The sequence below is a fragment of the Flavobacterium sp. genome (genome assembly GCF_044376915.1).
Taxonomy (GTDB): domain Bacteria; phylum Bacteroidota; class Bacteroidia; order Flavobacteriales; family Flavobacteriaceae; genus Flavobacterium.
On the sequence record NZ_JBILKB010000138.1, the window covers coordinates 1 to 2,956 of the forward strand.

Genomic DNA, 2,956 nt, shown 5'->3' on the forward strand with positions numbered 1-2,956 from the left:
ATTTCCCGTCTACAAAAATACCTGGTAACGGTTCTAAGGCCGAATATTGATCTGCTAAAGCGCTTCCCAATGTAGTGAATTGTTTCAAATCATCTTCACTCCACCAATTTACCAAATTCCCATCGGCATTATATCTCGAACCCGAATCGTCAAATCCGTGTGAAATTTCATGTCCAATTACGGCGCCAATTCCACCATAATTTACAGCTTCATCCGCTTTGTAATCATAAAAAGGCGGTTGTAATATAGCGGCTGGAAATACAATTTCGTTATTTGTTGGACTAAAATATGCATTTACCGTTTGCGGTGACATTCCCCATTCTTCTTTGTCTACCGGTTTGCCTATTTTTTCAATGTTTTTCTTGTGACTCCATCTGGCATACATTCTAGAATTTTCAAAATAGCTTCCGCCTTGTTCTGGTGCTTTAACTTCTAAGGCTGAATAATCTTTCCATTTGTCTGGGTACCCTATTTTAACACGAAATTTATTCAATTTATCTTTTGCATTTTCTTTCGTTGCTTTGGTCATCCAAGGCAAATTATTGATGCGGTTGTCAAAAGCTTGCATCACATTAGCAATCATAGTTTGTGCTTTGGCTTTGGCTTCTGGTGGAAATTTCTTAGCTACATATAATTTTCCTAAAGCTTCTCCAAGTCTTCCGTTTACGGTTGCTAAAGCTCTTTCTTCAGCCGGACGTTGTTTCACAGCACCCGTCAATATTTTGCCATAAAACTCAAAATTTGCATTTTCAATAGCAGTAGAAAGTAAGCCAGCTGAACTTCTCAAAGCAGTCCATTGCATATAGGCTTTCCAATCGGCTACTTGATTTTCCTTTAAGATGGTTTCGATGGCTTGAAGGTATCTGGGTTGTGACACCACTAGTGAGTCTACTTTTCCCATGCCTACCGCATTAAAATAAGCCTCCCATTTTACCGTAGGTGCTAATTTTTGAAGATCGGCAAACGCCATTGGATTGTAGGTTTTTCTACGGTCTCTTCGCTCAACGCGATCTAAAGTTGCCGTAGACATTTTGGTCTCTAGGGCTAGTATTTTTTGCGCATTATCTTTAGCTACTGCTTCCGAATCTCCTGTAAATTGTAACATTTTTGCCACGTGCAGCAGGTATTTTTCACGTTTTTCTTTACTATCGGGTGCGTCAGAAACATAATAATCTCTATCGGGTAAGCCCAAACTACCGGTACCAACATATACTACATTTTTATTGCTGTTTTTGGCATCGGCTCCGATATAACTTCCAAAGAAGCCCAATCCCATTTCGGGTTCCATTTCGGCCAATAACGCGATCAATTGATCGGCATTTTGAACCGCATTAATTTTAGCCAAGTACGGTTTCAAAGGATCGATTCCGGCTTTGTTTCTACTAACCGTATCTAAGACCGTTTTGTATAAATTAATTGCTTTTGCTTGATCGGATTTGGGATCAATTGTCTTGTCGTTGATGGCTTCTTTTAAAATGACCATCACATCGTCGTCGGTATTTTTTCGCAATTCATCAAAGCTGCCCCAACGGGTTCTATCGGCAGGAATTTCGGTATTATCTAACCAGCTACCATTTACATAGCGATTAAAATTATCAGCCGGATTAACTGTTTTATCCATGAAATTTTGATTAATTCCAACGGATTGCGTTTGTTTCGTTACTTTTTCTGAGGAGTTGCATGAATACAGAATCGTGGATAATACCATAATTCCTAAACTCCCATTTACAATACATTTTTTCATAGACTATTCTTTACTAATTCGTTTTATGGTTACTTGGTTGTTGTTTATAATTTTTACAAAATAAATCCCTTGTGACACATTTGATAAATCCAATTTTGTTTCAAAATTAGCCACTGTTATTTGATTTTGTTCGTATATTATTTTTCCGGTTAGGTCATACACTTCAATTCGAGTTGGTTGAATGGTTCCCAAAGCAATATTAAAAATACCATGGGAAGGATTGGGGTATATCCAAACATTATTTAGCTCAAAATTTTGATTGGAAAGTGTCCCTGAAACTACAAAATTATCTACGTTAACTCCTAAATCGGTAACCGATTGATCGGAATGAAAAACGATTCTAAAAATAACAGCCGAGGGCCCTCCCAAAGCAGCTAACGGATAAGAATATGTTGTTAACGTGGTGCTTTCTCCGGTCCATTGCGCCCCAGGACAATTATAACAATCTGACCCTGCCGTTTCTGCCGTTCGATTGCTATTATACCAAGTTGGACCCATTTCGCCTAATACCGACCAAGTAGCCCCAAAATTTGTAGAGTACTCAACATATACAATATCCCAATTGAGTTCAATATCAAATTTCATATCAAAACTGATCTGCGGATTAATGACCTCAGATAAATTATAACATTGAGAAACTAAGTAGGTCTTTATGTTGTCTGGATAATTGCGAACCAAATTGGTGGTATATACCGTATTTCCAGAAGAAGTTAATGCATCAGCCCTAACTCCGCGCACCCATTGAGAGCCTTCGCCACCATCATTATACGAAATAAGTGCATCTGAAGTCGAAGTAAAAGGGTTGACTTGCCCGATAATACCGGAATCATTAATGTAAAAAGTGCTTGTTCCAGTATTATTATCAGTATATGTATCATTAGGAATTGTTGTGGAAACCGTAAGCGTATGAATTCCTCTTGTTAATGTCGATTGTGGAAGATTGATCGTTGTGGTTGCATTAGAAGCAATAACACCATTCCACACATAATTGCTCGGAATTCCATCAATAGTATAATTTACTGAAACAGCAGTAATGGTATTGATACCGTTGTTTTTTACTTCCACTTGCGGAATTATGGTAGCCTCACAATTGATGTTATTTCCTGGGCTTTGAATGCTTACAAATTTCACATCATTTGCAGGCAACTGAACGGGAATATTGGTTTGCCAAATACCTCTTCCATATGTTGCAGCCACTAGCTTAGCATCTTC

At 38.1% G+C, this 2,956-nt stretch carries 2 protein-coding genes; both read right to left on the reverse strand.

From position 1 onward, the window contains the following. Positions 1–1,744 (reverse strand): M13 family metallopeptidase (locus ACIQ6Z_RS09795; protein ID WP_396210694.1); only part of this gene is annotated, 1,744 nt, incomplete at its 3' end. A gap of 3 nt (positions 1,745–1,747) precedes the next feature. After that, positions 1,748–2,956: T9SS type A sorting domain-containing protein (locus tag ACIQ6Z_RS09800; RefSeq protein WP_396210695.1), on the reverse strand; the 1,209-nt coding region annotated here is incomplete at its 5' end.